Origin of the sequence: Methylophilus sp. (assembly GCF_008015755.1) — a bacterium.
Lineage (GTDB): Bacteria > Pseudomonadota > Gammaproteobacteria > Burkholderiales > Methylophilaceae > Methylophilus.
This window is the reverse complement of the sequence record NZ_SSGF01000007.1, coordinates 270,900-295,409: the sequence shown is the minus strand read 5'-3', so window position 1 is coordinate 295,409 and position 24,510 is coordinate 270,900. Positions and strand designations below refer to the sequence as shown.

Annotated in this window: 25 protein-coding genes and 1 tRNA gene; 5 read left to right on the top strand and 21 right to left on the bottom strand. The window is 50.0% G+C overall.

All coding sequences use genetic code 11. The features are described from left to right. Positions 1 to 171: 171 nt before the first annotated feature. The 7 genes from E6Q52_RS04020 to E6Q52_RS03990 form a co-directional block, all read right to left on the bottom strand. A tRNA-Leu gene (locus tag E6Q52_RS04020) sits at positions 172 to 256 on the bottom strand. A 6-nt stretch (positions 257 to 262) separates the two neighbouring features. After that, a complete protein-coding gene (secG, locus tag E6Q52_RS04015) occupies positions 263 to 607 on the bottom strand; it encodes a preprotein translocase subunit SecG (protein WP_292818767.1) in 345 nt (114 codons plus the stop codon). 53 nt (positions 608 to 660) lie between these two features. Then, the gene (tpiA, locus tag E6Q52_RS04010; RefSeq protein WP_292818764.1) at positions 661 to 1,455 is read right to left on the bottom strand and encodes a triose-phosphate isomerase; all 795 of its coding nucleotides are present in this window, start codon (positions 1,453 to 1,455) and stop codon (positions 661 to 663) included. A gap of 155 nt (positions 1,456 to 1,610) precedes the next feature. Next, positions 1,611 to 2,690, bottom strand: coding sequence for an alkene reductase (locus E6Q52_RS04005; protein WP_292818761.1), 1,080 nt, complete (start codon positions 2,688 to 2,690; stop codon positions 1,611 to 1,613). A gap of 56 nt (positions 2,691 to 2,746) precedes the next feature. After that, positions 2,747 to 3,319, bottom strand: a complete 573-nt coding sequence (locus tag E6Q52_RS04000; protein WP_367124819.1) for a YceI family protein — start codon at positions 3,317 to 3,319, stop codon at positions 2,747 to 2,749. Between the two features lie 27 nt (positions 3,320 to 3,346). Further along, positions 3,347 to 3,919 (bottom strand): flavodoxin family protein, encoded by a 573-nt coding sequence (locus E6Q52_RS03995; protein ID WP_292818758.1) that lies wholly within the window; start codon positions 3,917 to 3,919, stop codon positions 3,347 to 3,349. Positions 3,920 to 3,948: 29 nt separating this feature from the next. Then, positions 3,949 to 4,659 (bottom strand): pirin family protein, encoded by a 711-nt coding sequence (locus E6Q52_RS03990; protein ID WP_292818754.1) that lies wholly within the window; start codon positions 4,657 to 4,659, stop codon positions 3,949 to 3,951. Positions 4,660 to 4,762: 103 nt separating this feature from the next. Here E6Q52_RS03990 and E6Q52_RS03985 point away from each other — a divergent pair, with 103 nt between their 5' ends. From E6Q52_RS03985 to tadA, 3 genes are read left to right on the top strand one after another with little or no spacing between them, the layout of a single operon-like run. Next, on the top strand, positions 4,763 to 5,680 hold the full coding sequence (locus tag E6Q52_RS03985; RefSeq protein ID WP_292818751.1) for a LysR family transcriptional regulator: 918 nt from the start codon (positions 4,763 to 4,765) through the stop codon (positions 5,678 to 5,680). Between the two features lie 35 nt (positions 5,681 to 5,715). After that, complete coding sequence (locus E6Q52_RS03980; RefSeq protein WP_292818748.1) at positions 5,716 to 6,171, top strand: phosphate-starvation-inducible PsiE family protein; 456 nt, start codon at positions 5,716 to 5,718, stop codon at positions 6,169 to 6,171. Between the two features lie 4 nt (positions 6,172 to 6,175). Beyond that, positions 6,176 to 6,640, top strand: a complete 465-nt coding sequence (tadA, locus tag E6Q52_RS03975; RefSeq protein WP_292818745.1) for a tRNA adenosine(34) deaminase TadA — start codon at positions 6,176 to 6,178, stop codon at positions 6,638 to 6,640. 56 nt (positions 6,641 to 6,696) lie between these two features. On the opposite strand, the gene E6Q52_RS03970 is transcribed toward tadA, so the two are convergent. From E6Q52_RS03970 to E6Q52_RS03915, 12 genes are all read right to left on the bottom strand, one after another. Next, the gene (locus tag E6Q52_RS03970; RefSeq protein ID WP_292818742.1) at positions 6,697 to 7,500 is read right to left on the bottom strand and encodes a PEP-CTERM sorting domain-containing protein; all 804 of its coding nucleotides are present in this window, start codon (positions 7,498 to 7,500) and stop codon (positions 6,697 to 6,699) included. A gap of 91 nt (positions 7,501 to 7,591) precedes the next feature. Further along, positions 7,592 to 8,434, bottom strand: a complete 843-nt coding sequence (locus E6Q52_RS03965) for a PEP-CTERM sorting domain-containing protein (protein WP_292818739.1) — start codon at positions 8,432 to 8,434, stop codon at positions 7,592 to 7,594. Between the two features lie 416 nt (positions 8,435 to 8,850). Then, entirely contained in the window at positions 8,851 to 11,418 is a 2,568-nt protein-coding gene (locus E6Q52_RS03960; RefSeq protein ID WP_292818736.1) for a TonB-dependent receptor, read from the bottom strand. Between the two features lie 235 nt (positions 11,419 to 11,653). Then, positions 11,654 to 12,340 (bottom strand): Bax inhibitor-1 family protein, encoded by a 687-nt coding sequence (locus E6Q52_RS03955; protein WP_292818733.1) that lies wholly within the window; start codon positions 12,338 to 12,340, stop codon positions 11,654 to 11,656. 113 nt (positions 12,341 to 12,453) lie between these two features. Then, positions 12,454 to 13,353 carry a lipid A hydroxylase LpxO gene (lpxO, locus tag E6Q52_RS03950; protein ID WP_292818730.1) on the bottom strand — a complete coding sequence of 300 codons (900 nt, stop codon included), beginning with the start codon at positions 13,351 to 13,353 and terminating at the stop codon, positions 12,454 to 12,456. A 72-nt stretch (positions 13,354 to 13,425) separates the two neighbouring features. After that, positions 13,426 to 14,472 carry a beta-N-acetylhexosaminidase gene (gene nagZ / locus E6Q52_RS03945; RefSeq protein ID WP_292818727.1) on the bottom strand — a complete coding sequence of 349 codons (1,047 nt, stop codon included), beginning with the start codon at positions 14,470 to 14,472 and terminating at the stop codon, positions 13,426 to 13,428. Positions 14,473 to 14,494: 22 nt separating this feature from the next. Then, positions 14,495 to 15,670 (bottom strand): class I SAM-dependent methyltransferase, encoded by a 1,176-nt coding sequence (locus tag E6Q52_RS03940; RefSeq protein WP_292818725.1) that lies wholly within the window; start codon positions 15,668 to 15,670, stop codon positions 14,495 to 14,497. A 74-nt stretch (positions 15,671 to 15,744) separates the two neighbouring features. Further along, a complete protein-coding gene (locus E6Q52_RS03935) occupies positions 15,745 to 17,187 on the bottom strand; it encodes an SPFH domain-containing protein (protein WP_292818722.1) in 1,443 nt (480 codons plus the stop codon). Between the two features lie 98 nt (positions 17,188 to 17,285). Further along, the gene (locus E6Q52_RS03930; RefSeq protein WP_292818717.1) at positions 17,286 to 17,984 is read right to left on the bottom strand and encodes a queuosine precursor transporter; all 699 of its coding nucleotides are present in this window, start codon (positions 17,982 to 17,984) and stop codon (positions 17,286 to 17,288) included. A gap of 13 nt (positions 17,985 to 17,997) precedes the next feature. Then, a complete protein-coding gene (locus E6Q52_RS03925; protein ID WP_292818714.1) occupies positions 17,998 to 18,795 on the bottom strand; it encodes an ABC transporter permease in 798 nt (265 codons plus the stop codon). Continuing rightward, the gene (gene nikB / locus E6Q52_RS03920) at positions 18,792 to 19,703 is read right to left on the bottom strand and encodes a nickel ABC transporter permease (RefSeq protein ID WP_292818711.1); all 912 of its coding nucleotides are present in this window, start codon (positions 19,701 to 19,703) and stop codon (positions 18,792 to 18,794) included. The genes E6Q52_RS03925 and nikB overlap by 4 nt, the downstream gene beginning before the upstream one ends. Then, the gene (locus E6Q52_RS03915) at positions 19,696 to 20,184 is read right to left on the bottom strand and encodes a L,D-transpeptidase (RefSeq protein ID WP_292818709.1); all 489 of its coding nucleotides are present in this window, start codon (positions 20,182 to 20,184) and stop codon (positions 19,696 to 19,698) included. The genes nikB and E6Q52_RS03915 overlap by 8 nt, the downstream gene beginning before the upstream one ends. A gap of 133 nt (positions 20,185 to 20,317) precedes the next feature. Between E6Q52_RS03915 and E6Q52_RS03910 the strand changes: the two genes are divergently transcribed. Continuing rightward, positions 20,318 to 21,007 carry a VIT family protein gene (locus tag E6Q52_RS03910; RefSeq protein ID WP_292818705.1) on the top strand — a complete coding sequence of 230 codons (690 nt, stop codon included), beginning with the start codon at positions 20,318 to 20,320 and terminating at the stop codon, positions 21,005 to 21,007. 19 nt (positions 21,008 to 21,026) lie between these two features. On the opposite strand, the gene E6Q52_RS03905 is transcribed toward E6Q52_RS03910, so the two are convergent. Further along, positions 21,027 to 22,469 (bottom strand): ABC transporter substrate-binding protein, encoded by a 1,443-nt coding sequence (locus tag E6Q52_RS03905; RefSeq protein ID WP_292818702.1) that lies wholly within the window; start codon positions 22,467 to 22,469, stop codon positions 21,027 to 21,029. Between the two features lie 13 nt (positions 22,470 to 22,482). Continuing rightward, positions 22,483 to 23,856, bottom strand: coding sequence for a 23S rRNA (uracil(1939)-C(5))-methyltransferase RlmD (gene rlmD, locus E6Q52_RS03900; RefSeq protein ID WP_292818699.1), 1,374 nt, complete (start codon positions 23,854 to 23,856; stop codon positions 22,483 to 22,485). 68 nt (positions 23,857 to 23,924) lie between these two features. Between rlmD and E6Q52_RS03895 the strand changes: the two genes are divergently transcribed. Next, positions 23,925 to 24,413, top strand: a complete 489-nt coding sequence (locus tag E6Q52_RS03895; RefSeq protein ID WP_292818696.1) for a hypothetical protein — start codon at positions 23,925 to 23,927, stop codon at positions 24,411 to 24,413. Positions 24,414 to 24,510 lie beyond the last annotated feature (97 nt).

The window sequence follows — 24,510 nt, the reverse complement described above, 5'->3', positions numbered from 1 at the left end:
CGCCTAGGCCGACCAGGATAAACATCAGAATTGGGAAATAGTTTTCTAACACTGATTTGCCTTAATCGATCATGTTAACAAGTGATTTCAATGCAACATACCCAACAACTCATTGAAATACTCCCAAACAACCAATTCCCAACCAGCCACGTCGCCAACACAACATGGGACTGGTGCCGTCGGCGAGACTCGAACTCGCACAACTTTCGTCACTACCCCCTCAAGATAGCGTGTCTACCAATTCCACCACGACGGCTAAGTATTAATTAGGAATATCTTTGGGTGTATTTTCAACCGGCTTAGCAGCTTCAACTGCTTCGCCTTTGGCCGGAGCCTGTTGTGTCAACGCAGACTTAACCACGCTGCCAGAACTCGCTTTATGACTGGACATAAATGCCAGCGTCAAGCTCGTTGCAAAAAACACTGTAATAAAAATCGATGTCAGCTTGCTGAGCAAGTTAGAAGAGCCGGAAACCCCGAACAAACTGCCGGAGGCACCACTTCCAAAGGCGGCACCCATATCGGCGCCCTTGCCATGCTGTAATAAGACCAAGCCAATCACGGCAGCGGCTGCCAACACATGAATGACTAGAATGACATTTTCCATATTTCTTTAATCCATTGATTGAATAACGATTAAGCTTTTGGCATTTTCGCTATCTAGATGACACTATTTTCAGGAACGGCCTGACATATTTTTATAAATTGCTCTGCATCTAGCGAGCAACGACCGACCAGCGCGCCATCTATTTCCTTCTGATTTAATAATTGTACCGCATTTTGCGGATTTACGCTGCCCCCATAGAGGATTTTTAAGCTATCTGCCGCGCTTTGATCTGCCGCCGCGACGGTCTCACGTATAAATTTGTGCATGGCCACGGCTTGCTCAGCCGAGGCAGCCAAACCGGTGCCAATCGCCCAAATGGGCTCATAAGAAACGATCGTCTGCGTAAATGCTGCACCGCCAAACAACCGGATAATGGTTTCCAGCTGCTTGCCGACCACACGCTCCATCACGCCGGCTTCGCGCTCGAGCAAAGTCTCCCCTACGCACAAAATCGGAATCAAGCCATGACGCTTGGCCATCATAAATTTTTCCGCGATGTTTTCATCCGACTCACAATAAGCCGTGCTGCGCTCAGAGTGGCCGATAATCACATAATTCGCACCAAAGTCCCGCAACATATCGGCGCTCACTTCTCCGGTGTAAGCGCCCTGCTCCACCTTAGCAATGTTTTGCGCCCCCCAGGCTACGTTGGTGCCTGCGAGTAAAGATTGCGCTTGTGCTAAATAAGGATACGGCACACAGACTACGACGTCTGCATGTGCTAAAGGTTGCAAACCTTGCAGGTATTTATGCACCAATGCCTGGTTGCGAGCCAGATTGCCATGCATTTTCCAGTTGGCAACGACCATTTTTCGTGGGGATAAAGGGGTAATATCAGGGCGGGACATGCAGAAATTAACTCACAATGTGCAGAGCGATAGCTCGATTGAATTCGCGTTGCGCGAATTTTACGCCCGCACACCAAGAGCAGCAAGCACAACAAGGGATGACGCAACGAATCAACTGCCTTCGCACGACATCGCCTTGTTTAACTAAGGAAGCGTTAAGCGCTTAAAAATGGATAATCCGTGTAGCCATGCTCAGTGCCGCCGTAGAAGGTTGACGAGTCTGCTGCATTGAGTGGCGCATTGCTGGCAAAGCGTGCCACCAGGTCAGGGTTGGCAATAAACGGCACACCATAGGCCACCGCATCAGCATGGCCACTGGCAATTGCTGCATCGCCACGCGCCTTGTCATAACTCAGGTTTGCGATATACCCACGATTAAACAATTGACGGAACGCCGCAAAATCAAACGGCTCAGACTCGCCACCACCATGAATGCCACCTTCAACAGCATGCAGATAAGCTAGATTAAAGGCATTTAACGCCTGCGCCACATAATTAAATGTTTGCTGCGGCTGGCTGTCTTGCATGTCATTAAATGGGTTCACTGGCGATAAACGCACGCCAACTTTGTCGGCCCCTATGGTGTTGACCACAGCTTGGACGACTTCGAGCAAAAAGCGTGTACGATTTTCAAGCGAGCCACCATATTGGTCTTGGCGCTGATTGGTGCCATCACGCAAAAACTGGTCTAGCAGATAACCATTGGCCGCATGCACTTCAACACCATCGAAACCCGCAGCGATCGCGCAACGTGTGGCATGCACATAGTCTTGCACAATCGCAGGCAGCTCTGCCGCATCCAGCGCACGTGGTGTCACATAATCTTGCAAGCCCTGGTAAGTAAATGCCTTACCAGCTGGTTTAAGCGCAGAAGGTGCCACTGGCGTCGCTTGGTTAGGCAACAAGCTAGGATGAGAAATACGGCCTACATGCCACAACTGGATAACGATTTTGCCGCCTTTGGCGTGTACTGCATCGGTGACTTTTTTCCAACCGGCCACTTGCGCATCAGTGTATATGCCAGGCAAGGCCGGATAGCCATGTGCCATCGGCGAGATCGGCGTGGCCTCAGTAATAATCAAGCCAGCGGTGGCACGCTGCTCATAATAGGTAACGTTCATTGCCTGCGGTACACCGCCCTCGCCTGCGCGATTACGCGTCAACGGTGCCATCACCACGCGATTTTGTAAGGCAATACTGCCGAGTTTAGCCGGGGAAAACAAATCTAATGCCATTTACTTGCTCCTGTAAAAATGAGGGTCGCGCAGGCCATCCGCCTACGCGCGCAGACTTACTTGGCCTTTACGCCTTCAATCAACAACGTGATTTCAATCTCATCACCGACGGGCGAATTCGCACCAGCAGCCCAGCCAAAGCCGTAATCCGATGCCTTGAGGGTCAAATGACCTTCAAAACCCGCACGCTGGCCGCCCCATGGATCGGCGCCATAACCTAATACTTTCACTGGGATATCCACCAATTTGGTCACGCCATGCATGGTCAGCTTGCCTTGCATCACCGCTTGTGTCTGGTTGCTGGCGCTGAATTTGGTGCTTTCAAACAAAATCTGTGTGTACTTGCCCACATCCAGATATTTATCCGCTTTGATATGCTCATCACGCTTACCAAAACCTGTATTGACACTGCTAACATTAATCGCCGCGCGCACCGTCGCTGTATTTAAATTGGTGGGGTCCAATGTCACTACCCCGGTCACATCATTAAACGTGCCGGTGGTTTTTGACACCACATGGCGAATGCTAAAGTTAGCAAAGCTATGTGTCGCATCAATATTGTAGGTATCCGTTGCCGCCCAAGCCTGGGTTGCCGCCAGCAAGCCCAGCGTTAAAATCATTTTTTTCACGTGTTATTCCTTTGTGTTTGTAATACGTTATGCGGATGTAGAAAATCGTTTGGTGACGGTCGCGACGCGCTCACCCAAGTGCTCAGCGGTCAACAAATCGCTCTGAATCGGTGCCAGGTCAGCGCCTTGGTCCGAGTTAGCTTGTGCCATGGCGCCCAAAAAACTCCCTAAACGGTTTAAATCGTTGACCGACCCATTGCTATGATTGTTCCCTGGCATCAAGCCCAAGCTGACCCAGATCATGCCATGCTGCGCTGCGAAGACTGACAATTGCGATAAGGTACTCAATTTATCGCCGCTCTGGCTGGCCGAGGTAGTAAAGCCAGCGGCAATCTTGTCTTGCCAGTCACGGGTAAACCAGGCTTTGGAGCTGGCATCCATAAACGCTTTAAACTGGGCAGATGCCGAACCCATATAGGTTGGGCTACCAAATATAATCGCGTCACTGGCCTTGAGCACATCCCATTGCTGCTGCGCCTCATCTACAGTTAGCAAATGTACTGTCACGCTCGCTACTTTTTGTGCGCCACGCGCCACCGCTTTAGCCTGCTCGGCCGTATGGCCATAACCACTATGATAAACAATCGCCACTTGAGTCATTTTCTAGCTCCTTATCATCTATTCAAAAATTATTCCGCATTTTGCGGCAAATCAAACCACAACACTTCGCTCTCACGTGCTGCACGCATACTTAACTCCTGTGACACATCCACCATCAGCGCATCCCCGGCCTGCAGGCGCTGACCATCAATCTCCACCTCGCCGCGAGCAATATGCAGATAAGCCGAGCGACCAGCCATCACATGCACAGGCAGCGCCTGATCAGCAGTCAGTACCGTGGCATACAGTGACACATCCTGATGTACTTTTAATGACCCTGCCTGCGCACCAGGCGAAGCAATCAATGACCAGCGATTTTGCTTGTCCTCCAGAGGAATCGTTTTGTCCTCATACCCAGGCGGCAATCCCAAGGTGTCGGGTGTAATCCAGATTTGCAATAAATGGGCGGTGGTTTCGCCAGAGGCATTCATCTCACTATGGCGCACACCGGTGCCCGCCGTCATGCGTTGCACATCCCCGGCGCGGATCACTTCACTGTGGCCCATGCTATCGGTATGGCGTAACTCGCCTGCCAGCATATAAGTAATGATTTCCATATCCTGATGGCCATGCATGCCAAAGCCCTTGCCTGGCGCGACCTGATCATCATTGATCACGCGCAGCACCGAATAGCCCATATATTGCGGATCGTAATAACCCGCAAATGAAAAACTGTGAAAGCTCTGCAGCCAGCCATGATCGGCATAGCCACGTGTATTTGAAGGGCGAACATGTAACATTTATTCACTCCATTTGAAAGATTAACTGTATGATAAAAAAACACTTAATCTTTTGATAGCAAAACATTTTGCACCACTTGTTCAGTTTTTTTGATGAAAACGCATGACCATTAAACTCAGTCTCGAAGCCTTGGAAGTCATAGATGCGATAGACCGTAAGGGCAGCTTCGCCGCCGCCGCAGAATCGCTTTACCGCGTGCCCTCTGCGCTCACCTGCACCATTCGCCGCCTTGAAGAGGACTTGGGACTGGAGTTATTTGACCGCAGTGGCCACCGCGCCACCCTCACGCAAGCGGGCCTAGAGTTACTCAAAGAAGGCCGCTATTTGCTCGATGCTGCGCATGCGCTTGAGCGCCGCGTACAACGCATTGCCACTGGTATTGAAACCGATATTGCCATCGCGATCAGCGATTTGTTCGACTTTACACCAGTACTAAACATCCTCGAGTCGTTTTATCAGCAAGGCTTTGGCACGCGGATCAAGCTGGTGCGGGAAGTCTATGGTGGCAGCTGGGATGCCCTGCAATCGGGTCGCGCAGACATTTCGATTGGGGCGCCTGGCGATCCGCCGCCAGGTGGCGGCTTTGCCACGCATCTACTTGGTCAACTAGAGTTTGTGTTTTCCGTCGCGCCGCATCATCCGCTGGCGCAATTACCCGAACCCCTTAGCGCGAGCGATATCGTGCAGTACCGTGTCGTGGCGGCCGCAGACAGCTCCCGCAACCTACCGCCTCGCACATCCGGCATACTCTCGGGGCAGGATGTGTTAACCGTGCCAGACATGCAAACCAAGTTACAGGCCCAAATAGCAGGCATCGCCATCGGCTACCTGCCGAAATTCATGGCGCAAGCAGCGGAGGCTCAAGGCAAACTCATCCTCAAGCAAGTCTCAGAACCCAAACCTATCGGCCCGACTTTTATTGCCTGGCGGCAACAACGCCCCAGCGAGATGGGCAAAGCTATGCAATGGCTGCTCAAAGAATGTTGCGCATTACCGCTGGAGCAATTGCTGGATAAATGATTTATCATCCTGAAAAACAAGACACAGGACGCCGCATGTCACAAGAGCAACTTCCCGAAGAGTTTGAACCGCTGAACCGCATCGCCATCAAGGCCATGCTCTGGCTTAACGGCCTCGCGCATATCATCATCGGCCTGGCGCTGGCCACCTCGGTCATCATGTTTACCTGGCTGTTTTTTCTGGATGTGAAAGAAGCCGCTTATGCACACAACCTGGTGCATGGCTTTTTGCGCGCACTCGGCACTCTGATGCTGCTGTGGTCCATCTCGGCATTGATTTCGGCAGAAATACGTTACCTGCGTGGCCACAAACTGCTGGTGGAAACCTTTATTGAAGTCGTGCTGGTCATGTTCTTGCGCAAACTGATTGTGTTGCCGGTGCAAGACGCCACCCCGACCTATCAAGAAATAGGCATCTGGCTGGCTGGCGCATTTACCATGAGCCTGGTGTATATCCTGATTCGCCTAGCCGATAAAAACAGTAGCAGATAGCCCAATGCAAGACGAAGACTTTATGCGCATGGCCATGGCATTGGCCGCAGAAGCTGCTAGCCTGGGCGAAGTGCCGGTCGGCGCCTTAGTGGTGAAAGATGGTGTCGTCATTGGCAAAGGCCGCAACGCCCCAATAAGCCTCAGCGATCCGACAGCACATGCTGAAATCCAGGCCATGCGGGCAGCTGCAAAGCATTTAGGTAACTACCGCCTAGTGGACTGCACCCTGTATGTCACACTGGAACCCTGCGCCATGTGCAGCGGCGCCATCCAGCATGCGCGCGTTGCCCGCCTGGTATATGGCGCCAGCGACCCCAAAACGGGCTGTTGTGGCAGCGTGGTGAACTTGATGTCCGAACAAAAGCTGAATCATCATTGCGAGGTGATCAGCGGCATATTAGCCGAGGAATGCGGCGCAATATTGAGTGATTTTTTCAGGCAACGCAGACTCGAAAAATCAAAAGCCTAACAAGCAACAAACCCGCCAATGGCGGGTTTGTTATTTACAACAGCACTTAAACTTAATTAAGCAGATTTACGACGACGCACAACAGCGCCCATCAAACCCAGACCGGCCATGAACATAGCATAGGTTTCAGCTTCTGGTACTTGTGTCACAGCAAAACCGCTCAACCACATATCTTGGCGAATACGTCCACCTTCATTGGTAGAGGCGCCTTGTACAATATGCACAGCATTACTTACCCACTCGTAAGTATAGTTACTGGCGCTAAAGCTAATCAAATACAAACCGCTATTAGGGTTATCCTCGCCAATACTTACGTCTGTACGAATAGCCACTTTGTCTGCATCAAAATATGCACCTGTAGCAGCCGTACCAGCATTGTATGAAGCAATATAGTCTGAACGAGAAGGATCACGCAAACGATAGCCGTCGGCAGGTGCAGAACCATAAACATCTGAAGCGTATACCCAAGCCGCTGACAACGTACCTGCATAGTCTGCGAAGCCACTGCGTACGATAGAGTTAATTTCCGTAATACCATTTGTATTGTTATCTAATTGGAAATAGCTACCAATAATGTAGGAGTTGGTTGCGCTATCAAGCCATACAGAATCAATAAAAGAACCAACGGCCACACTATTTACCGGTGAGTAAACAGTAGACGTTTGGGTAGCTTGCAGTGTCCAGGTTGATGGCAGACTAGCCCCTAAATAGAACGCATCAGTGCCTGTATTATTTGTGCTGCCAGGTGTACGTGCACCCGTATCCAAAAGATCAACGAAGCCACCGGCATGGGCGCTGGAGGTTGCTGCCAGCGTGAACGCTGCAATAGCAAAAGATTGTTTCAACATAGTTGCTTTCATAGTAATATTTCCTCACAAATTAAGATTAATTGGCGGGGTAGCTTTTGCTCCCCGCTCTTTTTTTCATGGCATATAGTTTTAACCAAGCCAATTATTTTGATTTACGACGACGAGTAGCAAGACCAACTACGCCAAGTCCAGCCATCATCAAGGCATAGGATTCTGCTTCTGGCACTGGAGTAGCAATGAAGCCGGTAAGGAAGCCACCAACGACAGCCTGACCCTCTTCACCTGCTTGATAGTATCCAATCGCATTGGCGCCAAGACCATAATTCACTGCATCTGTCTTCACCAGATACAATCCAGACCAAGGATTACCCTCAGAAACACTGATATCAGCCTTTTGACGAACGATGCCATCAACATAGCTTACGGATGCGTTATAAGTAATATCGTTTGTTTGACCTGCCTGATACATACGCAAATCATAATCACTCAAAAAAGTCCAAGAAGTTGAAACGTTACCACCTGCGCCTTGGCGATAGAGATAGTTCACTTCCTGATCATTGTCTACTAGGTTCAAGTATCGGGTACCGAATACCAACTTTCCATCTAAACTATCGCGATACACATAGTCAAAAATGGTTGCCTGAGGAATACCTGGTAACAACGTTACATTTTCAGTGATTCTGTAATCAACCAATGTCAGCGTACCAAAAGTGGAATTCGCGCCTGTGAAAGCTCTGTAATTCAAAGTACTAGCGATAGTACCGTTGTCAGAACCATACTCGTACCCAGTGAGATAAGTAGTTGAAGCCAGATTTTCGATATAAAACTTATCTGCATTCAAGCTGTTTGCGCCATTAATCAAACCGCCATTAGCCAAGGTCAAATTAGTACCGTTGCCACTGGTCAGCGTCACGAACTGACCTGCATTTGCAGCGTTAACACCTAGCGTCATCAAGGTTGCAAGCATTGCTATTTTTAACTTCATCCATATTCTCCTAAAAATTAAGCTTTTGAATTGTTGTCACGAGTAACCGTCATGACGGCAGCGCTCGCGCTTAACTGCTCCCAAACTCTGGATATTGTTGTTTACCAAAAACGGTTTATAACAGTTCAGTATCCTTCTGCAAAAGATATGCCAACTGGCCTCATTAACAGCAAACACTCTAAAAAAGCACCCATAAAAAACAAAAATAAACACATAACCAATTGTTTTATATAGACAAAAATTATTGAGAGAAATGTAAAAAAACATCAGAGACGTCATAGCCAAACAAACACCATCAAGTCGTGCATAACCAATTAAAATAAACCCGGCTTAAATGAACCACTATGGCTGTTCATAACCACCAAATAAAAAAGTCGACACCTTTCGATGTCGACTTTTGGCAGCCTTTTTGACCATCAATCCTTTAAAGCTCTATTTTTCCAATCCCAATCAAGAGAGACACCAATCCAGAGCGCTCTTGGAGCGCCTGGACCGATAAACGTTGTATTGTTCCATGCGCTCGAATTAGTCTGAAAGTTGCCATTCGCACTGAATGGATTTCGTCCAAGCGCACCCGCAGTAGAGTACTCACGATCAAATATGTTATCGAACTTTAAGTAGGCATTTACGCCAGGCCTGAATTTATAGTTTGCCCTTAAATTGAATACAGCATATCCAGAAATTGACCCGTCCCCAATGTAGTCATAGCGCTCTCCAGGCAGCGCGTCACGTGGTTGATGTTTATTGTTCTCATTACCTCTCACATAAGAGGAAGAATGCATGACCATCGATAATGTAGTATCGAACTTGTCGGTGAAACGGTGATTCCAATTCGCCTGAATAATATGGTTAGGCATCCCTGGTATATCATCACCTGAGCGTACATTGACAAATGCCTGTGCAGCATTTGCAGCAACTGTTTGACCATTAGTGCTATTTGCGTCATTAATAATTCGTGCTGAAGACTCAAACGTTGCAGCCATAAATGTGTAATTCAAACTAAACTTATCTTGATCAAAATTGCCTTTCAGTCCCAACTCCAGACCCTCACGCATCGTTCTGCCAAAGTTATTAAAAACACCGCGATTCTTTCGTCCCAAAGGTACAAATAAAATGTCATCTGTAATCTCCGTTCTAAAATAACCTGCATTCCAGTCCCATCCACCATTTTCACCACGTAAGCCAGTCTCATAAGCGGTAGAGCGAATTTGTTTTAAGTAAGGATCAGATGACAAGGAGGTGGGGATAGAGCAACCAAATTGATAATTTGTACTACCAGGGGCATTACTTTTCGTCGGATCATTTGCGCAACCAAGCTCGATCACTGTAGGAGTTCGAGCGCCTCGACTCACGTTTGCATAAGTAGAAAGGTTTTCTTTAACTTCCCAAGTCACTCCAAGCGAGGGATTGAAGCTTCGGTAATCATAGTCACCCTCACTACATATAAAACGACCTCTATTAGGACTCACGTCACCTGGAACCAAGCACTTCTGACGAGCGGGCCTAAGATCATTTGTCGTAAAGTTATAAAACTCTTTTCCAGAGTCCGAGACCAAGGTATTTTTAACATTCGACCAATTCATCCGAGCCCCCAAACTGATATGTAAGGTATCAGTTGGCGACCAAGTGTCGAAAAAAAATGCACTCTCTGTCTTGCTGCTGCCCTTGAGGTTATTCCTGACAATCGTCATATAGGCAGGAAAGTATCCGTAAGCATCAAAAATCGGATCTGTCACTACGGATGCGGAGTGATCTGCATCATTAATCTCACCAAGCTGCTGAGACTGAAGGAAGCCTACTTTATTAGTATCAAGGGAGATGCCCGCAACAATTTGGTGCTTTTCAAGATCAAAAGCTGCCTGCAGCGTAAAGCCATCACTCGATTGATCAAGATTTGAATAGTTAAAAAGACCATTGATTTTACCGGCATCAACGACACCATCACCATCGACATCATCTCCCCAGGCTGAAACCAATTGCCTGTAAGCATCATAAACATCGGCACTAACAGCATACTGACTCATTTTTCTTTTATAGGCCATGCCAGATAAAGTTAAGGTGTCACTCACATACCAGCTACCACTAAAATTGTAATGTTCCAGCGAGTTTTCAACTGCATCAGGCGATGTAAACACCTGATCTCTATCTTGCGCTGCCATTTCAAATGGCAACATACCATTACCAACTAATGCGGTATCAACATTCAATGCAGTTAAGTTAAATTCAGCCTTGTCAAACCTCAAAGTCGCCTTATTAAACAATTGGCGTACATTACTCGGTGAATTATCTCTCCAACCATCCTCTTTAAAATGGTTGTAAGCCGTAAAGAAGGCGAATTGCCCATTATTCACCCCATTTGACAGCTGAAATTGATCTCTCCCCCAAGCCCCGGTCAAATATTGAGAACGAAAATAATTATCTGAAAACCCATCTTTTGTACGAATAGCTAACGCCCCTCCAATGGTATTCAAGCCAAATAATGGATTAGATCCAGGGATTAAATTAAGACTAGAAATGGCATTCATGGGAATAAGGTCCCAGTTAACTACCTCGCCAAATGCCTCATTAATCCTGACACCATCGAGATAGACTGAAATACCTTGCGGGGTTCCGATTGCTGGCGAAGCTGTAAACCCTCTGAAATTTAAATCCTGCTGAAAAGGGTTTCCAGCATAATCATTGGTGGTGACTGACTGCAAATTGCCATTCATAAACTCTGTCACATTTAAAGCTTTAGTCGCTTCAATTTCTTTAGCAGTTGCGCTTTGAATGTTTGTTGTTGCTGTCGCCTTATCAAAGGGCACACCAGGTAATGGTGTGATAATTTTTAGGCGCTTGGCTTTGACCTCAACTTCATCCAACTGAATTGTTTTGTTTGAATCTGACGCACTTTTATTGACGGTACTATCGTCACCGTCTGCCGCTATCGATACACAAGAATAAGTTGCAAGAAACAATACTGATTTTATTTTTTTATTTAACATACATCCCCTCCGGAGAGGATGAGTGCAAAAATCAAACCAGCTTATTCAATTAAATTTAAATATAAAAATCAATATGTTATGATTTAATTCATCTTTACAGCCACCAATTTCGGTTGCAATCAACCATTAATGGCTGCAATAAACCATATCGATGCAAATATTATTGGAGTAATAAACATTACAAAAATAAAAAAACCCGCCTGCAGGCGGGTTTTGATTGAATCCTAGGTACTGGTTAATCGCGGTTACCCAGCAAAGACAGCAGGATGTTGAGCAAATTCACAAACAGGTTATACACATCCAGGTACAAATTCAGAGTGGCCATCACATAATTAGTTTGCCCGCCACGCACAATCTGGTTCACATCGTACAAAATATAACCAGAGAAAATCAGCACAGACACGCCGGAAATCGCCAGTGACAACGCTGGAATCTGGAAGTACATATTAGCCAAACCAGCCACAATCGCCAGAATCAGGCCAATCATGAGGAATTTACCGATGCCGCTGAAGTCGCGCGCTGGTGAAGAGCCAATTGCAGCCAGGCTCAGGAAGGTAATACCGGTACCTGCGGCAGCCAGACCAACAATCTCTGCACCATTACGCAAATGCAATGCAAATTGCAAAATAGGGCCCAACATCACACCAAACACAAACGTCATCGCCAATAGCAACCATACGCCGACACCGCTGTTTTGGTTCACCGCAATCAGTTTAAACATCCCAAACATCACCGCCATAAAGCCGATGGCAAATATGAATGGATGCGCGGCCATAAAGCCGAAATTCATTTGCAGGCCGACATAAGCGCCTATCACAGTTGGCACCATGCTCAAGCCGAGCAAAGCATATGTGTTACGCAGCACGCGATTCTGTGTCGCAGAGACATTACTTTCGCGACCTAAAACTTGCATATCTGACATAGTGTTTTCTTCCTCTCAATAAAACTTTTTAAAACTTACTTAGGATTAAGATAATGGCAAACGCACAAAGTTTCAAGGTTTAATCATGACATTTGTGTGAAGAAGCATGGTAGCTAGAGCTTCCATATGGCGTAACAAACCAATGCAATCAACATGATACGGGTGATTTGATACACATTCTTGTTCCATTTTTTAAAGCGGCGGCGATATTGGCCAACCACCCAGGCGTAATGAAACAAGCGGTTAATGACGCCGGTTTGGTCACCGGCCTCGTTCGGCGAACTCGCTGCAGTGACGATAGTATTCGCAAAAAAGCGATTCACCGCTTGCGCCCAGCCGTAACGCATAGGGCGCTCAATATCGCAGAACAAAATTACACGCGTTTCGTCGGTCTTGTTATAGGCTTCGTGGATATAGGTTTCATCAAACATCACCGCCTGACCATCACGCCAGCTATAGTCTTCGCCATCGACACGGATAAAACAGTGGTCATTATTAGGCGTTGCCAGCCCCAAATGGAAACGTAATGAACCCGCATACGGATCGCGGTGTGGACGCAAATGCGCGCCAGGCGGCAACTCGGCAAACATAGCCGCTTTGACGCTGGGAATACTTTGCAGCAACGCCACGGTTTTCGGGCAGTAAATGCTGGCAGATGGATGATGCGCGTCATACCATTTGAGGTAAAAGCGCTTCCAGCCGGTTTTAAAAAACGAGTTAAAACCAGCATCGTTATTGGTTTGTGCAGCGGCAATGCGCTCCTGCTCACGCACGTGCAAAGCCTCTTCGCGAATCTCCTGCCAGCGATCTGTAATCAATTTCAACTCAGGAAATTCATTCACCGACAAATAAGGCGTGGTTGGCGCTTTTGAAAACAGGTATAGAAACACATTAAACGGCGACACAATGCCTGAATGGTCAAACAGCTGGCGGTAAAAGCGATGCCGCACCTTGCCTCTAAAGTGTACATAACTGACCGAGGCTAAAAACACCCCTAAAATAATCCATTTCATAGTGAATACCGATGAACGCGCTTTAAAAAAATTGATAGCAATCATTTGACAGCTTACCGTATGGCCTGATGCTCAGGCAAACAAATCAGGCTCTTTTTGCCCTACCATGGCCACGCGCTTGAGCGCATCAACATAATAGGCAGACTCACGCAAACCAACCATGTCCTGTGGATGATGTCCACCATGCATGCGCGCCAGGCGTGCAATGCTCTGTGCCGAGATTTTCCAGTCCAGCTTGGCCAATAATTCATCGGCCAAATCAGGACGATTACATAACAGAACCATATCGCACCCTGCATTCAATGCCGCCAAGGTACGCGCAGTGACATCGCCTGCGACAGTGGCGCCTTCCATGCTGAGGTCATCGCTGAAAATCACACCGTTAAAACCCAGGCGCTCGCGCAATACTTTTTGCAACCAGCGTGGTGAAAACCCTGCTGGCTTTTCATCTACTTTAGGATAAATCACATGCGCAGGCATTACCGCATGTAAGCCTTCGTCTATCATGCGCACAAAGGGCTGCATGTCGTTCTGCGCAATCTGGTCAAACTCGCGCTCATCCACCGGAATGCTCACATGCGAATCGGCCACCACAAAACCATGGCCAGGAAAATGCTTGCCCACTGCCGCCATCCCGGCTTTTTTCAGGCCTTGCATCAAGCTAAACGCCAGCTCGTTAATCGCCTGCGGGTCGCGGTGAAACGCACGGTCGCCAATCACCAGGCTGTCGCCGTAGTCCATATCCAGCACCGGCGTGAAGCTAAAATCTACACCATGCGCGCGCAACTCAGCGCCCAGCACATAGCCAGCTTCCACCGCCAGCTCTTTGGCCTTGCGTGGATGCTTGTCCCAAATATGCCCAAACTCACGCATGGGCGGAATCTTGGTAAAACCGTCCCTAAAACGCTGCACGCGCCCGCCTTCATGATCTACCGCAATCAGCAATGGCGGCTGGCGCACAGCATGGATGCTGGCTGTGAGTGCTTTTAATTGTGCGCAACTCTCAAAATTGCGTGCAAACAAAATCACCCCACCCACCAGCGGATGTTGCAAACGGCGGATATCATCGGCGCTGAGTTCCTTACCAACGACATCCAGCATGACGGGACCTAAAGACATTCGTGCTTCCTTAAATACTCAATTAACGTGATTTTAAACGATAAAGACTGGTTGTTTCTTTCGCGCGGGCCGCGAATAAGGGATCTTGATCATCTCGCGCCTTGCCGTGTTTAGGTTTGGTGTCCAAACGCTGCACAATGTCTAGTCCGGCCTCGGCAATCCAGTTTGCCAGTTCGTCAGGTTGACGCAAACCGATGTGTTCCGCCAGGTCTGACATCACCAGCCAGGCTTCACCGCTGGGGGTTAAATGTGCTTTCAGGCCGTTTAAATAGCCTTTGAGCATGCGGCTATCCGGGTCATAAATGGCGTGCTCAATGGCCGCATTGGCTTTGGCTGGCAACCATGGCGGGTTACAGACAATCAGGTCAGCCTGGCCTGCAGGGAACAAATCCGCTGGCAAGACCTGAATATTGGTTTGCATATTCAAGCGTTGTACGTTTTCAGTGGCACATGCCAATGCACGTGGCTGATTATCTGTGGCAACCACTTGTTTGATGCCGCGCGCCACCAGAATCGCCGCAATCACGCCAGTGCCGGTGCCAATATCCCAGGCCACTTGCGGATTATTGAGTGGCACTTGATCGACCAGCTCAAGATATTCACCACGCACAGGTGAATAAACACCGTAATGGGCGTGAATATTGGCGTTAAGCGCATGAATAGGCACGCCTTTTTTGCGCCACTCGTGCGCGCCAACCATGCCGAGCAGTTCACGCAATGACAATACCAGCCTGGCGGGTAATTTATCTGTTTTTTCATCGAGAATGAGCGCGCCTTGCACGGCCGCTTTGACGTCTGGCGCGCGTGGCAACTCGCATTGGCCATACTTGAGCTCAATCAGGATTTTATTGGTAATGTTGGCGCGGCCAATCTGACGGGCGCGGTGTTGATGAAAAGCCTCCAGCATGGTCGCCGCCGGTTTGATCGGTTTGCGATCTACCCGACGTGTGATGGCTTGCAATAATTGTTTGGCATTTTGAAAATCACCGCGATAAAGCAAGGCCGTGCCTTCACAGGCCAAGCGATAAGCGTCATCAGCCTTGGTTGTATCATCAGCGATGACGACGGCTTTAGGCGGCAGATTGCCGACCTCAGATTGCCAGTCTGCGGTCTGTGTTTTGTTCTTTTCGTACCAGTTAATATGGTTCAATGGTGTTCCAATAATATAAATATAAAAAGGCACTTTCACGTGATGCATGCTTTATACATGGCATTCACAAAAGTGCCTAGCATGTACTACTTAAAGCAGTACATGCGCCGTACCTTACCTGTTTACTGAGCGTGAGGGGCGTCTTTGCCTTCGGCGCCCGTCACCTTGCTCAATACACTTTTACCCAGGTCTGTTTGGCCCAGCGCCTCCAGCATGGCGCCCATCTGCGTGCCGCCATTTGCGCTAAACAGGTCGGTCACCTTGCTAATGCCGTTACTGATGGTGCCGCCCGCATTAGCAATGATCTTCACGTCTGCTTTTTCAAGCGCTTTTGCCTGCTCTTTGCCAACCTCGCCCATGACTTTGACTTGCTCTAACGAAATCAGATATTTCTGATAGCTTTCGTTTTCACCAATTTTTTCCGCCAAGGTAATCTCAGCCTGTACCGAGGCAAGTTGCATAGCCTTAGCAGCCTCAGCACGGGCATGACCTTCGGCCTCTATGCCTTTAGACTCCAGCACTTTGGCTTCCTTCAAACCAGCGGCTATCGCCATGGTGGATTGTTTTTCACCTTCGGCTTTAATCATCACGGATTGTTTTTCTGCCTCTGAGTTAATCAATGCAGTGGCCTGCTCGGCTTCGGCATTAATAATCGCCGTTTCTTTCTGCTGATTGGCATTGACGATTTGTACTTCTTTATTAATTTCTGCTTGCTTGACTTGCGCGACCTGCTCAACCGCCATGGTTTTTTCTTTGGTGATACGTTCTTGCTCTTTAATGCTTTGCACCGACTGCTCTTTGGCAATACCAACTTCGCGATCTTTTTCTGCCGTGCGCAAGCCGACTTGCTGCTGACTGACTTGTCGTTGCAACTCGATATCGCGGCTGGCATCGATTTCAGCCATTTCGGCCTTACGTTTATTTGAAGCGACCTCAATACGAGACTGCATTTCGATCTCGGACTTTTTCTTCTCCATGATGTTTTTAATCACATTAGAGCCTTGTGAGTCACGGATATCCATCAGCTCTACCGACTTTACCGTGACCACACCCCAGGATTTCAGATTCTCATCGACTTGCTTGGTGAATTCCTCACCAAATTTGGCTCTATCCTGCATGATTGTTTCGATATCATTCATGGCCAGAATCGAACGGATACAGCCTTGCAAGATCGCATTCATCTGCTTGCGCATCTCATCAAAGGTTGCCACCCGTTTGGCCGCCACATTACTATCTTCAATTCTGAAAAACGCTTTGACATCAATCACAAACGGCAACCGTCCTTGATCATAAGCTTCATAATCAAGCAGCTCTTCAGTAAACACAGAAACAGGATAGCGCGACACAGATACCCCTAACACGGGTATCCAGATTGGAAACTGATAATAGGTATTGCCATATTCCAGGCCGGTTCCATAAGAGCGGCTTTGTTTGGCAGCCTGCACAATATGTACTTCGTTGGTAGAAACAACTCTGCGTAAAAAAATCACCCACAACACCAGCCACACCACAATCAGCGCGGCAACGCCTAACAAAATATGCGTTAATGAAAAATTGGATTCCATGGACGTTCACTCCCTTTATTATTAATTAGACTTAAATTCACTACGTGCCTGCTATCAAAAACCAATCATAAGCACCCAGTTTGAAACCAAGCATTATCCTAAGGCTTTATGATAAACGGGTTAAAGTCGGTCTGGGTATCGTAATAATCTTCATTCTCAGCGCGCTTGAGAAACGCGACTATTTTGTAGGTCACCGGCGTGAAGGCGACTTCTACCAATAGTTTGGCGGTAAATTGCGCCAGTACGATTTGCGGCATCATGGCATCGGGGAACTCACCTGAGCCGTAAAAAGCCAGTGGGAAAAACAGGATGGTATCCACCGCTTCACCAAAAATGGTCGAGCCTATGGTGCGGCTCCACAACCAGCGGCCTTGGGTGAGGACTTTCATTTTGGCCAACACGAACGAATTGACAAACTCGCCTGCCGCAAATGAGACCAGTGAGGCGATGGCAATACGCGCGGTGGAACCAAACACCGATTGATAGGCGGTCTGGTCATGCCAGTCTGGTGCTGGTGGCAAGGCGACGATGACCCAGGCCATGAGACTGGCAAAGGCAAGGCAGATAAAGCCGGTCCAGATCACGCGACGCGAGGCGGCATAACCGTAGACTTCGGTCAGAATATCGCCAAAAATAAAACTAATGGGGAAAAACATTATCCCGGCGCCAAAGGTCAGTGCGCCTAACAGCGGCAGCTGGACTTCGGTAATCTTGCCGGGGCCAATGAGGTTGGAGCAGACCAGCACCACGGCAAAGGACGCCATGATCAGGTCGTAATACCGGTAGGGCTTTCTCATGCGCTCACCTTGATTATCCTCTCACCTCGCTGCGTACGTCCAGCTTGTCACGCAACACATCGCCACCCAGATTAATAGCCAGAATCAAACTCATCATGCACACGCCAACGCTGAGCACATAATGCGGCGCCACCAGCATAAAGCGCACGGCATCACGCAGCATCGCGCCCCACGAGGCATGCGGTGCCTGTATGCCCAGGCCAAGAAACGACAGCGACGCTTCGGCAATCATGACGCTGGCCATGCTGTAGGCGGCTTCTACCAGCAAAATAGAAATCAGCATCGGCAAAATATGCAAGGCCATCACGCGCACGCTACTGGCGCCCAGCGACTCTGCCGCCAGCACATGCAGACGTTGCCGCAATGCCAGCGCCTGACCACGCGACAGCCTGGCATAGGTCACCCAGCCGGTTAAGCACAGTGCCAGAATCAGGTTGTTGATGCCTGCGCCCAGCACCGCCGCAAACGCAATCGCCAGTAACATGCCAGGAAACGCCAGAAAAATATTGGTGACCTGCATCAGCACGCTATCCAGTTTGCCGCCTTTGTAGCCAGCCACCAGGCCGATGCTCAAGCCTACGGTCAGCGTGACCGCCGTCACAACCACGGTGACCAGGAAAGACACCTCTACCCCGCGAATCACGCGCGCCAGAATATCGCGCCCCAAATCATCGGTGCCCAGCCAGTGTTGCACACTGGGCCATTGCAAAATCGCGTTGAGGTCAATCTGGTTGGGATTCAACCCGGCAGCATGCCCCAACAGGACGGTGATCAGCCAAAACGCCAAAGTGAGCAATGAAAACGTTTTCATTGTGTGCCCCGCGTGCGCGGATCCAGCCAGCGATAGACCAGGTCTGTTGCCTGATTAATCAGCACATAGCTTAACGCCACCACCAGGACACAGGCTTGTGTCACCGGGTAATCGCGTTTTTCTATGCTGTCTACCAGCAAACGGCCGATGCCGTTCCAGCTAAAAATGGTTTCGGTAATCACCGCACCGGCCAGCAAACTGCCCATTTGCAAACCAACAATGGTCACCAGCGGCAATAAGGCAGCGCGTAATGCGTGCTTGAGCAATACTTGCCGCTCGCTCAAGCCTTTGGCACGCGCGGTGCGAATATAATCCTCACTCAACACCTCCAGCAGGCTGGTACGCGTCATGCGGGTCAAAATAGCGCTCAAGCCGAGGCCGAGTGTTAATGCAGGCAATACGATGGTCAGCGGGCTAGTCATGCCGCTCACCGGCAACCACCCCAGCCATACCGCAAACACCAACATTAGCACCGGCCCTAGCCAGAAGGCAGGCATGGCTGCCAGACGGATACTGAGCATGGTGATCATCACATCTTGCCAATGCCCGGCTTTGAGCGCAGACCAAATGCCTAAGGGAATACCGATAGCAAGGCCGATGGCCAGTGCCACCACCGCCAGCAACAAGGTCGCCGGGTAGGCTTGCCATAACAATTGCGAGATCGGCGTTTGCGTATGGATAGAGCTGCCAAAATCGCCTTGCAGCACATGCAGCAGATACTGGCCAAACTGAACTGCTAAGGGTTGATCTAGCCCGAGTTGTGCCTTAAGTGCAAGACGGTCGGTCACACTGGCTGATTCACCCAGCATGACGTCTACCGGGTCGCCAGGTATCAGGTGTAACAAGGCAAAGGTCAGGCACAGCACCCCAAACACCACTGGCAATAATGTGGCAAAACGCTTAATCATCCGCCTCGCAAATATTCACAGTGGTGCCCACCGGCACCTGCTCGAACAATGCCATCAGGTCGGCATTGCGCATGCGCACGCAGCCATGCGAGCCGGGCACGCCCAGCTCGGTTGCGTCTGGCGTGCCATGGATATAGATATAGCGCTGCATGGTATCTACATTGCCCAGGCGATTTTTGCCCGGCTCGGTGCCGCTGAGCCATAAAATACGGGTGAGTATCCAGTCGCGGTCAGGAAAAGCCTGCTTTAAGGCGGGGCTAAACACTTCGCCAGTTGGGCGTCGCCCGACAAATACCGTATTTTCAGCCGCCCCAGCGCCAATTTTGGCGCGAATAATATGCGCCCCCAGCGGCGTACAGCCACTGTTTTTAACGTTACCCACGCCATTGGCTGCCGTCGAGACGGCATAGCGCGTCACTTGCCCGCCATTGTCGTCAAACAAGGTCAGCGTTTGTGCCGGGATAGAAATTTCAATATGCATAACCATTATTCTAAGCGATTTGCCTGTTGTCGTCGGAGATTTGATGCAACACGCAATCTGGCCATACAAATTGCATTAAAATCCCATCAAACCGCTTGTTTATTTCACTTATCGCTTTATTCAGGGTCACTATATGGCGCATCACGAATTACACTTTTTACAACGCAGTGGCTGGTTGCGCGCCGCCGTGCTGGGCGCCAACGACGGCATTATTTCTACCGCCAGCCTGCTGATGGGCGTGGCCGCCGCCGGGGCTACTCACCAGGCTTTGCTGATGACAGGCGTCGCCGGGCTGGTGGCTGGCGCACTCTCGATGGCCGCAGGCGAATATGTGTCAGTGAGCTCACAAACCGATATTGAGCAGGCAGACCTTGCCCGTGAAGCAGAGGAACTCAAAGATAACCCGGAGAGTGAGCTGCGTGAACTGACTGGCATCTACATCCAGCGCGGCTTAACACCCGCGCTGGCAAATCAGGTCGCACAGGCGCTGTCACAGCACGACTCGCTGGCCGCGCACGCGCGTGATGAGCTGGGCTTGCATGACATTAACCAGGCCCAACCCTTACAAGCCGCATTGGCCTCGGCACTCGCGTTTGCCAGTGGCGCAATCTTGCCGCTGATCACTGCCTGGCTGGCGCCGCATGCGCAGGCACAAACCTGGCTCACCATCAGCACGCTACCCTTTTTAGCTTTGCTGGGCATCGTCGCCGCGCGTACCGGCGGCGCCAGCATGGTCAAAAGTGTTAGTCGCGTCGTGATTTGGGGCGCCGTCGCCATGGCGGCCACGGCACTGATCGGTCACTGGTTTGGCGTCAACCCGTGACCTGCGGGTAGCGCAGGGATTACTGCGTGACCGGCTTAAAAACCACCTGCGTCAATCCATCCAGATTGCCATCTGGCGTCGGCTGGTAATCGCCAATCGTCTCGCGATAAGCCACAAACTGGCCCTCGTACCACAACGGGATTACTGGCAACTGGCTATGAATACGTTGTGTGACCGCGGGCCAGTCTTCTTTTGCCAATAATTGGTCCAGTACACCATCCTGATAACGGCCACGGTTAAAGCCTTGTGGCGGCAAACTGTTAGAGGCAAACACTTTGCTGTAAATTTCTGGGGTTTTAATCCCCACCCAGGTCAGGCCATACAGCTGAAAATTCCCTTTTTGCACATCGGCAAAAAAGGTGCCCCAATCCAAACTCTTGATTTGCAGGTCTATGCCCGCCTCTTGCATTTGCGCTTGCAAAATAGTGGCCAAGCGCACCCGCTGTGGATCAGTGCTGGTTTTATAAATCAAAGTCAGTGGTAACTTGATGCCTGCGGATTGCAATAACTGCCTAGCCAACGCCGGTTGATACGCATAAGGCTGCAAGGCAGGATTACCCGCATAATGCTCAGGTGGCAAAATCGCGCTGGCCTGGCGGCTATGGCTGACCATGACTTTATCAATAATGGCTTGCACATCAATCGCGTGGGCAATCGCGCGCCTCACGCGAACATCGCGCAGAAAATCCGCCTGCACGTTGAGGCCCAGATAAGAATAATTGGCGCCTACCCCGGTTTTTACCATGATATTAGGCTGCTTTTGCAGATATTTAACCAGCTCTGGCGGCAAGTCGCCCTGTATCAAATCGGCCTCGCCACGTTTAAGTTTAAGTACCCGCACATTGGGGTCTTTGACTTCTTCAAAGCGCACTTTGAGGCCATCACGCAAACGCTGTAACTGTAATGCCGACTGCCAATGATCGAGTTTAAACGGTCCGCTACCGACAGGTGCATGACCAAAGTCATGCCCGGTGGCAATCAGGCGTGCAGGCAAAATGCCCACCATCAAGCGCGCGGCAAAGTGCGGGTCCGGGTGGCTCAGTTCAAAATCGATGGTGTTAGCATCCAGCGTTGTAATCTGCTGAATATGTTTGAATTCTGCAGCATGCGGTGAGTCTTTGAGTTGCAGCATGCTATCGTAAGTCGCTTTCACATCGGCAGCGGTCAACGGCTGGCCATCGTGGAATGTGGCAGCTTGAGATAACTGGAAGCGGTAATGCGTGGCATCGCGCATTTGCCAGGTCGCCAGCCCAGGCACCTCGCGCGAGCGGCTATCAAACTCGACCAAACGCTGATATATCAGGCGATTGATGCGCTCAGAGGCCGCATCGGTGGCATAACGCGGATCCAGGTTCACCGGCGCCTGCGCCACGGCAAACACCAGCGAGCGCGGCTCGTCAGAGGGCTGGCAGCCAGTCAGCGCCCATGCGAATAACAAACCGGGCAACCACCGGCGCAACATCCCCGTCATCCCCTTAAAGCTTCTCAAAAATCGCGATAGACTCTACATGCGCCGTATGTGGGAACATATTCATCACCCCTGCGGCCTCTAAACGATAGCCTTTGACCTGAGTCAGCGTCGCCGCATCGCGTGCCAGCGTGGCTGGGTTACAAGAGACATAGACGATGCGTGATGGCGCATGACCAGCGTTGCTATCACCCGCATCCGGCAGCGACTTGATCAACTCAATCGCACCGTCGCGCGGCGGATCTACCAGCCACTTATCAAACGCCCCCAGCGCCTGCAATAATTCCGGCGTCATATCAAACAAGTCAGACTCAGCAAACTCGACATTGCTGACGCCATTGAGTTGTGCATTTTCTACCGCGCGCTTCACCAAGGCTTGCGAGCCTTCCACGCCATAAACGCTGGCACCACTGCGCGCAATCGGCAGCGTAAAATTGCCCAAGCCACAGAAAAAATCGGCAATACGCTCACCTGCTTGTGGCTGTAACAACTGCATGGCGCGACGGATCATGACACGGTTAATCGCCGGGTTGACCTGGGTAAATTCAATCGGGCTAAACGGATATTGCAGGTTAAACTCAGGCAAACTGTAATGCAGCTTGTCACCATGCCCAAACAGCGGCTTCACCGTGTCCGGGCCTTTGGTTTGTGTCCACACCTGGGCGCCATGCGTTTCTTCAAACGTTTGCAACAACGCAATATCGGCATCGGTCAGCGCTTCCATAATACGGAACACCAGCACCGTGGCATCTTCACCCACCGCCAGTTCAATCTGCGGCAAGGCCTGCTTGATCGAGAGTTGGCCAATCAAAGTTTTCAACGGCACAATCAGGTCAGACACGGGTTGCGTCAGCACTTCACAGCTATCCATAGACGTGACGTAACTGGTGCCTTTTTCATTAAAGCCCACCAGCACGCCACCTTTTTTCTCGACATAACGCACCCGCAGGCGTGCCTTGTGGCGGTAATGCCATGGCGTGCCCTGAATCGGTGGCAGGATTTTTTCGGCACGCACGCGGCCAATGTGCCATAAATCGGCCTCTAACATGCGCTGCTTGGCTGCCACTTGCGCCGAAAACTCCAGATGCTGCATGGCGCAGCCGCCGCAAGTGCCAAAATAGGCACAGCCTGGTGTCACGCGCTGGCTGGATTGTTTCAACACCTCAATAGTGGTCGCCAGCTCATAGGTCGCCTTGGCATGATGCGAGACAAACTTGACCTCTTCAAACGGCAGCGCGCCTTCGATGAAAATGACCTTGCCATCAACGTGGGTGACGCCGCGGCCTTCCTGGTCCAGGGATTCAATGGTAGCAATGCGGGGAATCTGCGCTGCCCTGGCGGCAGACGACAGGTTGGAGGATCTTTGACGGTTGTTTCTCATAACCTGTTATTTTACCTGATTTGGGCATACAATCATCCAGCAAACCAATCAAAAACAAGGAGTCTGTGATGCTTAAACAATGGCGCTTAACCACGACGCTGGTGGTCGCACTTTTTTCATCGTCTTTCTGCTTCGCGGACGAAGTGGCTATTCAGCAAGACGCCCACGGTGTGGACTATGTCACCGGCGGTATCGGCTCAGAAGAAGTGGACGCCATGGAGTCCTTTAAAAAACAATTCAATCTATATTTTTTGTTTTCGGAAGGAAAAGTTGGGCGCGTGATTGATGACATTAACATCAGCATCACCGACAGCAAAAACCAGGCCGTGTTTGCATTGGAGCACGCCGCGCCCAGACTGCTATTAAATCTGCCGTCAGGCAAATACCAGGCCGTCGCCAGTTATCTCGGTAGCGAACAACGTTACCGTTTTAGTCATGATGCAAAAAAACACCAGCGCATTATTCTCAACTGGAAAAACAAGATTGATGAAGATACGGTAGAACCGCTGACTGACGATGCTGCAGAGTCTGAAGCACCTGCCACTGAAACACCGTAAAAAACGCTTTAACCGCTGATAAACGCGGATACACGCCGATGAGTACACATGAAATTTCAAGGTTTTATCGGCGTGTATCTGCGTTTATCGGCGCTAA

What these genes read in the sequence shown, in the direction of transcription:
- E6Q52_RS03910 (WP_292818705.1), top strand. Translation starts at nt 20,318, where the DNA reads ATGGCGCATCACGAATTACACTTTTTACAACGCAGTGGCTGGTTGCGC.
- E6Q52_RS04005 (WP_292818761.1), bottom strand. Translation starts at nt 2,690, where the DNA reads ATGGCATTAGATTTGTTTTCCCCGGCTAAACTCGGCAGTATTGCCTTA.
- tpiA (WP_292818764.1), bottom strand. Translation starts at nt 1,455, where the DNA reads ATGTCCCGCCCTGATATTACCCCTTTATCCCCACGAAAAATGGTCGTT.
- E6Q52_RS03960 (WP_292818736.1), bottom strand. Translation starts at nt 11,418, where the DNA reads ATGTTAAATAAAAAAATAAAATCAGTATTGTTTCTTGCAACTTATTCT.
- E6Q52_RS03990 (WP_292818754.1), bottom strand. Translation starts at nt 4,659, where the DNA reads ATGTTACATGTTCGCCCTTCAAATACACGTGGCTATGCCGATCATGGC.
- E6Q52_RS03925 (WP_292818714.1), bottom strand. Translation starts at nt 18,795, where the DNA reads ATGAAAACGTTTTCATTGCTCACTTTGGCGTTTTGGCTGATCACCGTC.
- lpxO (WP_292818730.1), bottom strand. Translation starts at nt 13,353, where the DNA reads ATGAAATGGATTATTTTAGGGGTGTTTTTAGCCTCGGTCAGTTATGTA.
- E6Q52_RS03955 (WP_292818733.1), bottom strand. Translation starts at nt 12,340, where the DNA reads ATGTCAGATATGCAAGTTTTAGGTCGCGAAAGTAATGTCTCTGCGACA.
- nagZ (WP_292818727.1), bottom strand. Translation starts at nt 14,472, where the DNA reads ATGTCTTTAGGTCCCGTCATGCTGGATGTCGTTGGTAAGGAACTCAGC.
- E6Q52_RS03965 (WP_292818739.1), bottom strand. Translation starts at nt 8,434, where the DNA reads ATGAAGTTAAAAATAGCAATGCTTGCAACCTTGATGACGCTAGGTGTT.
- nikB (WP_292818711.1), bottom strand. Translation starts at nt 19,703, where the DNA reads ATGATTAAGCGTTTTGCCACATTATTGCCAGTGGTGTTTGGGGTGCTG.
- E6Q52_RS03930 (WP_292818717.1), bottom strand. Translation starts at nt 17,984, where the DNA reads ATGAGAAAGCCCTACCGGTATTACGACCTGATCATGGCGTCCTTTGCC.
- E6Q52_RS03980 (WP_292818748.1), top strand. Translation starts at nt 5,716, where the DNA reads ATGTCACAAGAGCAACTTCCCGAAGAGTTTGAACCGCTGAACCGCATC.
- rlmD (WP_292818699.1), bottom strand. Translation starts at nt 23,856, where the DNA reads ATGAGAAACAACCGTCAAAGATCCTCCAACCTGTCGTCTGCCGCCAGG.
- E6Q52_RS03915 (WP_292818709.1), bottom strand. Translation starts at nt 20,184, where the DNA reads ATGCATATTGAAATTTCTATCCCGGCACAAACGCTGACCTTGTTTGAC.
- E6Q52_RS03935 (WP_292818722.1), bottom strand. Translation starts at nt 17,187, where the DNA reads ATGGAATCCAATTTTTCATTAACGCATATTTTGTTAGGCGTTGCCGCG.
- E6Q52_RS03995 (WP_292818758.1), bottom strand. Translation starts at nt 3,919, where the DNA reads ATGACTCAAGTGGCGATTGTTTATCATAGTGGTTATGGCCATACGGCC.
- E6Q52_RS03970 (WP_292818742.1), bottom strand. Translation starts at nt 7,500, where the DNA reads ATGAAAGCAACTATGTTGAAACAATCTTTTGCTATTGCAGCGTTCACG.
- E6Q52_RS03940 (WP_292818725.1), bottom strand. Translation starts at nt 15,670, where the DNA reads ATGCATCACGTGAAAGTGCCTTTTTATATTTATATTATTGGAACACCA.
- E6Q52_RS03985 (WP_292818751.1), top strand. Translation starts at nt 4,763, where the DNA reads ATGACCATTAAACTCAGTCTCGAAGCCTTGGAAGTCATAGATGCGATA.
- E6Q52_RS03895 (WP_292818696.1), top strand. Translation starts at nt 23,925, where the DNA reads ATGCTTAAACAATGGCGCTTAACCACGACGCTGGTGGTCGCACTTTTT.
- secG (WP_292818767.1), bottom strand. Translation starts at nt 607, where the DNA reads ATGGAAAATGTCATTCTAGTCATTCATGTGTTGGCAGCCGCTGCCGTG.
- E6Q52_RS03905 (WP_292818702.1), bottom strand. Translation starts at nt 22,469, where the DNA reads ATGTTGCGCCGGTGGTTGCCCGGTTTGTTATTCGCATGGGCGCTGACT.
- tadA (WP_292818745.1), top strand. Translation starts at nt 6,176, where the DNA reads ATGCAAGACGAAGACTTTATGCGCATGGCCATGGCATTGGCCGCAGAA.